Source organism: Asticcacaulis sp., from assembly GCF_020217185.1.
GTDB lineage: Bacteria > Pseudomonadota > Alphaproteobacteria > Caulobacterales > Caulobacteraceae > Asticcacaulis.
Genome location: NZ_JAIWNX010000312.1, coordinates 1 through 6,593 on the forward strand (window position 1 = coordinate 1; position 6,593 = coordinate 6,593).

General features: G+C 60.3%; 6 protein-coding genes. All 6 read left to right on the forward strand.

The window, feature by feature from the left end; genetic code table 11:
- Positions 1-492: 492 nt before the first annotated feature.
- The 6 genes from LDL37_RS16120 to LDL37_RS16145 all read left to right on the forward strand — a co-directional run bounded on the left by LDL37_RS16120 (position 493) and on the right by LDL37_RS16145 (position 6,488).
- Positions 493-2,877 (forward strand): glycoside hydrolase family 3 N-terminal domain-containing protein, encoded by a 2,385-nt coding sequence (locus LDL37_RS16120; protein ID WP_290799893.1) that lies wholly within the window; start codon positions 493-495, stop codon positions 2,875-2,877.
- Positions 2,878-3,038: 161 nt separating this feature from the next.
- Positions 3,039-3,275, forward strand: coding sequence for a hypothetical protein (locus tag LDL37_RS16125; RefSeq protein ID WP_126419828.1), 237 nt, complete (start codon positions 3,039-3,041; stop codon positions 3,273-3,275).
- A gap of 118 nt (positions 3,276-3,393) precedes the next feature.
- The gene (locus LDL37_RS16130) at positions 3,394-3,579 is read left to right on the forward strand and encodes a (2Fe-2S)-binding protein (protein WP_013479094.1); all 186 of its coding nucleotides are present in this window, start codon (positions 3,394-3,396) and stop codon (positions 3,577-3,579) included.
- Between the two features lie 47 nt (positions 3,580-3,626).
- Positions 3,627-4,112 (forward strand): bacterioferritin, encoded by a 486-nt coding sequence (gene bfr, locus LDL37_RS16135; protein WP_290799895.1) that lies wholly within the window; start codon positions 3,627-3,629, stop codon positions 4,110-4,112.
- A gap of 127 nt (positions 4,113-4,239) precedes the next feature.
- Positions 4,240-5,124, forward strand: a complete 885-nt coding sequence (locus tag LDL37_RS16140; protein WP_290799896.1) for a methyltransferase — start codon at positions 4,240-4,242, stop codon at positions 5,122-5,124.
- Positions 5,125-5,147: 23 nt separating this feature from the next.
- Positions 5,148-6,488 (forward strand): alpha/beta fold hydrolase, encoded by a 1,341-nt coding sequence (locus LDL37_RS16145; protein WP_290799898.1) that lies wholly within the window; start codon positions 5,148-5,150, stop codon positions 6,486-6,488.
- The last annotated feature ends 105 nt before the right edge of the window (positions 6,489-6,593 follow it).

The window sequence follows — 6,593 nt, forward strand, 5'->3', positions numbered from 1 at the left end:
ATGACTTTAGGTGGAAACGCCATTTCGCTCTAAATTTTTGTTTTGTCGCGATGTTTTTGCGGAAAACCGCTCACACTTTTCCGCACATCGCTCTAGGATCTGATCCTCTGGCCTTGTCTCCTCGGACAGGGTTGAGGGTTTCAGGTAGCGGCGGACAGCCTTGCGGGTTGTGCTGTCCGCCGTTATTTTTCGTATGCGTAGAAAAAAAAGCGACATCGTTCCCTGCGAACGGTGTCGTTTTTTTCATGGGCCGCGTCGGACGCGCGGGCTGCAATCGATACCGCGCACAAACTATCTGGTAGCGCTATCATTACCCCTTTCCAAGCCCCGGTATATCGGTTATGCAAGTCGTCAATAAGAGCGGCGGCGGGGCGAAATCCTTGTGCGGCGCAATAAATATAGCCGTGGTGTGGAACGTGTGCGGTCACACAAAACGGTCAATCAGAAATGTGAAACGGGATGCGTCCCGAGACGACCACAGGGAGACAAGTCATGACCTTGCAACTGAACCGACGCCATTTTGCTGCCGGTGTGAGCGCTACCGCTCTGGCGGTTTCGGCCGCTTCGCACGCCGCGACGGACAAGCCGCTGTATAAGGACGCCTCGGCGTCGGTCGAAGCCCGCACCACTGATCTGCTCAAGCGCATGACGCTCGAGGAAAAGGTTGCCCAGATGATGTGCATCTGGCTGCAAAAGGGCAAGATCCAGACCGAAAAGGGCGACTTCGACCCCAAAAAGGCTAGCGAAGCCTTCCCCAATGGTCTCGGCATGATTGCGCGCCCAAGCGACCGCCGCGGCGTCGAAAACACGCAGGCCAATGCCGGTGCCGATGTCGGCGTGATCAACCGCAATCCGCTCGAAACCGCCACCTATATCAATGCCGCTCAGAAGTGGGCCGTAGAAAAGACCCGTCTCGGCATCCCGATGTTCATGCACGAGGAAAGCCTGCACGGCTATGTGGCGCGTGACTCCACCTCCTTCCCGCAGGCCATCGGTCTGGCGTCGAGCTTCGATCCGCAACTGGTCGAGAAGGTGTTCTCCGTCTGCGCTAAGGAAATGCGCGCGCGTGGGGCCAATCTGGCGCTGGCACCGGTGGTCGATGTCTGCCGTGAGCCGCGTTGGGGGCGTGTCGAAGAAACCTATGGTGAGGACACCCACCTGATGGGCGTGATGGGTAAGGCGGCGGTGCTGGGCTTCTCCGGTACGGACCGCAAGCTGGCCAAGGACAAGGTGTTTGCCACGCTCAAGCACATGACCGGCCATGGCCAGCCGGAAAACGGTACTAATGTCGGCCCGGCGCCGATTTCCGAGCGCACCCTGCGCGAAGTCTTCTTCCCGCCGTTTGAAAAGATCGTCAAGGAAACCCCGATCGCGGCGGTCATGCCGTCCTATAACGAAATCGACGGCGTGCCGTCGCACGCCAACAAGTGGCTGCTCGACACCGTGTTACGCGGCGAATGGGGCTTCAAGGGCGTGCTGGTGTCCGACTATTTCGCCATCAAGGAAATGATCAGCCGTCACCATCTGGTGCCGGACATGACCGAAGCCGCCTATCGCGCCGTCAAGGCCGGGGTGGATATCGAGACGCCGGACGGCGAAGCCTATCCGAACCTGATCAAGCTGGTGCAGTCGGGGCGCGTCTCGGAAGCCGAGATCGACGCCATCGTCCACCGCATTCTGGAGCTGAAATTCCTCGGTGGCCTGTTCGAAAACCCCTATGTCGATGCCAAACAGGCTGACAAGCTGACGGCGACCCCCGATGCCATCGCTCTGGCCCGCGAAGCCGCTGTGCGTTCGGCGGTGCTGCTGAAGAACAACGGCGTCCTGCCGCTGGACGGCAAAAAGGTCGGCAAACTGCTGCTGCTCGGCACGCACGCCAAGGACACGCCCATCGGCGGCTATTCGGAAATCCCGCGTCATGTCGTTTCCATCCACGAAGGACTGGAGAAAGAAGCCAAGGCGCAGGGCTTCACGCTGGAATACCGTGAGGCCATCCGTCTGACCGAAAAGCGCGACTGGGCGGCGGACGAGGTGAAGTTCGTCGATCCGGCGGTCAATGCCAAACTGATCGCCGAGGCGGTTGAGGCGGCCAAGTCTGCCGACACCATCGTCATGGTGTTGGGCGACAATGAACAGACCTCGCGCGAAGCCTGGGCCGATAACCACCTCGGTGACCGCGAATCGCTGGACCTGATCGGGCAGCAGAACGATCTGGCGGCCGCCATTTTTGCGCTGAAAAAGCCGACCGTGGTCTTCCTGCTCAATGGCCGTCCGCTGTCGATCAACCTGCTTCAGGACAAGGCCGACGCCATCATTGAAGGCTGGTATCTGGGGCAGGAGACGGGCCACGCCGCCGCCGACCTGCTGTTCGGGCGCGCCAATCCGGGCGGCAAGCTGCCCATCACCTTCGCGCGCAGCGTCGGTCAGTTGCCTGTCTTCTATAACCACAAGCCGACGGCGCGCCGCGGCTATCTGGATGGGGACGTCACGCCGCTCTATCCGTTCGGTTTCGGCCTCAGCTATACCACCTTCGACATCTCGGCCCCGCGCCTGTCGAAGGCCACCATTGCCGCCAGCGAAAGCCTGACCGTTTCGGTCGATGTGACCAATACGGGCAAGCTGAAGGGCGACGAAGTGGTGCAGCTCTATATCCGCGACGACTATTCGTCGGTCACGCGCCCGGTCAAGGAGCTTAAGGGCTTCAAGCGTGTCACGCTGGAGCCGGGTGCCAAGACGACGGTAACGCTGGAGATCACCCCGGCCGATCTCGCCTTCTTTGACACCGATATGAAGCGCGTGGTCGAAGCCGGCACCTTCACCATCATGGTCGGGCCCAACAGCCGTGACCTGAAAACGACTACCCTGACCGTGGCGTGACGGTCGGGTCTGGCGGATGCCGCAGCCCCTGCGGCATCCGCCATTTTCCTGTTTTGACCTGCGGCTTGATAGGGCCGGGGCCTTCTGCTAGAGCGGCTTTCGGATGAAGGTCGCTCTGATTGCTTTTACGGCAGACGAGCGGCGAATAATGGAGTTTCCTCTTGACCACCCTGACCGTCGCTGAAGCGCTCGAAAACGTCTACACCTCGCTGATCGACGACAATGCGCAACTGGACACGCACATTGCGGCGCTGAAGGCTGCTCTGGCGGCTGAAGGTCAAAAAGAGGCGGTCGTGGAGCCGTCGCGACTGGCGCAGAACAACCGCGCGGGTCGCAAGCTGATGCAGTCCTATTTCAAGAAGCGCGGCGTCACCGTGACCTTTAAGGAACAGGCCTGAGTTTTTGAGAAGCATTCGCGGGCTTCGCGTTGCGAGTGACTTGCAATTGAATGTGAGTGATGCTATCTGAGACGCATTCTCAGATTTGACTCGGTATGCCGGACTCACAGGTTCCCTCGTGTACGTTTGCAATTGTAACGCTATCCGCGAAAGAGACGCGCAAAAGGCCATTTTATCGGGGGCAACCACGGTAAAAGCCGTCTTCAACCATTGCCAGACCCGCCCGCAATGCGCCAAATGCGTCTGCGACATCCGGCAGATGATCGAAGACGTCAGCGCCACCGTGCGGCTGGCGGCTGAATAGACAGCGTTTTCGGCCCTGCCGCCACCGTCAACCTCAGGAGTGCGGCCATGCAGGGCAATCCGGCGATTATCAAGCTTCTAAACACCGTCCTCACCAATGAGCTGACAGCGATCAACCAGTATTTTCTCCACGCGCGTATGCTGGAAAACTGGGGCCTGACGCATCTGGGCCGCATCGTCTATCAGGAATCGATCGAGGAGATGAAGCACGCCGATCTGCTGATCAAGCGCATCTTCTTTCTGGAGGGGCTGCCCAATCTTCAGGACCTGCACAAGCTGAAGATAGGTGAAACCATCACCGAGTGTCTGACCGCAGATCTGTCGGTGGAAACGCGCGGTCACGGCGTGCTGGTCGCCGGGATCAAGCAGTGCGAAGACGTGCAGGATTACGTCAGCCGCGACCTGCTGCGCCAGATTTTGGCCGATACCGAACACCATATCGACTGGCTGGAAACGCAGATTGGTCTGATCCGTCTGATGGGTGAGCCCAACTACCTGCAAAGCGCCATGAAGGAAATCGAAGGCGAGGCCTGATCAGCCCTTTGTCTCTTGTTGGGCTTTTGTCCTGCAAAAGGCTTCACAGGGCGGGGAAACCGCTTTAGGTTTTCCCAGACTGAAACGAGTTCATCCGGGTAGCCTATTGGCGCGTGACGATTCCAAAATGAGCTTCGACCGGCGCGGTATGATGCGTCTGGGGTTTGCTGCGTCGGCTCTGGCCGTTACGGGGCTTACCGCCTGTGGCCGCAAGAGCGAGTCCGCAGCGACCAATGGCGCTGCGCAGGAGGGCACTCTGCCGTGGGCCGTGGGGGGCAAGTGGCGCAACGACATCGACCGTCAGCGGGACAAGTTCCGCCACCCGATTGAAACGCTGGAATTTTTCGAGATCAAACCGCGCGATACGGTCATCGATATGTGGCCCGGTGCCGGCTATATGACCGATATTCTGGCGCCGTGGCTGGCGCGCGGCAAAGGACGCTATATCGCCGCCCTGATCGAGAATGAGGCCACGGCTCCCGAAGCGGCCACCCTGACCGCCGAATATCGCCGCCGCTTTACCGCCGATCCCAAGCTCTATGGCGAACTGGGCTTTTCGGCCTTCGGGCCGCAGACCGGGGCGCTGGCCGATGCGGAAAGCGTCGATTCGGTTTTGTTTCTGCTGGTGCTGCACGACTGGATGGCGGCAGGCCTGGCCGAAAAGGCCTTTGCCGATGCCTTTGCGGCGCTCAAACCCGGCGGTCTTTTGGGCATTGAACAGCATCGCGCCGACGTTGGCAATGCGCAGGACCCGGCAGCCACCAATGGCTATGTGCAGGAGCCCTTCGTCAAGCAACTGGCGGCCGAGGCCGGTTTTGAGTTCCTTGAGGCGTCGGAAATCAACGCCAACCCCAAGGATAACAAGGCGCATCCGTTCGGTGTGTGGACCCTGCCGCCCTATCGTTTGACGGCCCACAGAGGAGAGCCGCCAAATCCGGATTTTGATGGTACACTGTATGAATCCATCGGCGAAAGCGACCGGATGACGTTGAAATTCCGCAAGCCTGCCTGATAACCCTGTTTGAGACTGCACCCGTGACACGCATCGCTTCCCTGTCCACCGCGGCCCCGCTGATGGCGATACCGGAATACCGGCCGCCCGAAGGGGGCGTGGGGGAATGGTTTCGCGGGGCGGGGGGGCTGCGTCTGCGGCTGGGCTTCTGGCATCCGAAGGGACCGGCGCGCGGCACCGTCTTCGTCAGCCCCGGTCGGGCCGAACCGATCGAGAAATATTACGAGGTCGTCGCCGATCTGCTGGAACGCCGTTTCTGCGTTGTGGTGCACGACTGGCGCGGGCAGGGGTTGTCGGCGCGTTTGCTGCCGGATCGCCTGAAGGGGCACGCCCGTTCCGAAGACGAGTTTCTTGACGATTATCAACGCCTGCTCGATGGCTTTGAGGACCGCGCCCCCAAGCCGTGGGTGATGCTGGGCCACTCGATGGGGGCGGCGCTCAATCTGGCGACCCTGACGCGCGGTGAGGAGCGTTTCAGCGCCGCCGTTTTCATCAATCCGATGCTGCGCATCAAGACGGGCAAGCATTCCCTGTGGTCGGTGATGTTCCAGACCGACTGGAAGGTCAAACACGGTCAGGCCAGCGAGTACGTGCCGGAACTGTTTGACGATCCATTTGAACACACCTTCGAAGAAGACGCCCTGACCCACGATGCGGCGCGCTATAATCTGTGGCGCGAGCAACTGTTTGCCTGCCCGCATCTGGCGGTGGGGACGCCGACCTGGGGCTGGCTTTTGTTTGCGCTGCGCATCGGTGACACCCTGCTCAAGGACAAGGGCAAGGTGCTGAAAAAGGTACGCACGCCGGTGTCGGTGGTGATTTCCAGCGACGATACCCTGATGATGAAGCAGCCGACCAAGGCCTTCGTCAAGAAACTGGCCAAGGGGCGCTGCGTCGAAATCGCCGGTGCCGATCATGAAATCCTGATGGAGATGGACGCGTATCGCCGTGCCTTCTGGGCCGAGTTCGACGAGCAGATCAGCTTCAACCTGCCGGCGGAGGCCCTGCCGAGCGCGCCGGTCGAGTCATCCTTGGCGCAGGTGCCGGTAGCCGAGATCGAGGTCAGCGAACCCGTCGTGCACGCCGCCACCGAGGTCTTCGATTCGCACGTCCCTGCTGAGGCGGTGGAGACGGTGGTTGTCGCGGAGCCAGCGGAGACGGAATTGCGTCCGGTAACGGGGCAGCCGATCTTCTTTTCCTATGAACTGAACGACATCCCCGTCTATGCGCCGCAACCGCCGCCGGAACGTCTATCGGTGCCGGAGGGCCTGCGCGCGAAACGGGATGAGGTCGAGGTCGCGGACTGGGAAGAGACAGCGACGGAAGCCACTGAAGGAACGCCAGCCGACGTTAGAGCGAAATGACTTTAGGTGGAATCGCCATTTCGCTCTAAATTTTTGTTTTGTCGCGATGTTTTTGCGGAAAACCGCTCACACTTTTGGCTTCGCCGAACTCCGTTTCCGCACATC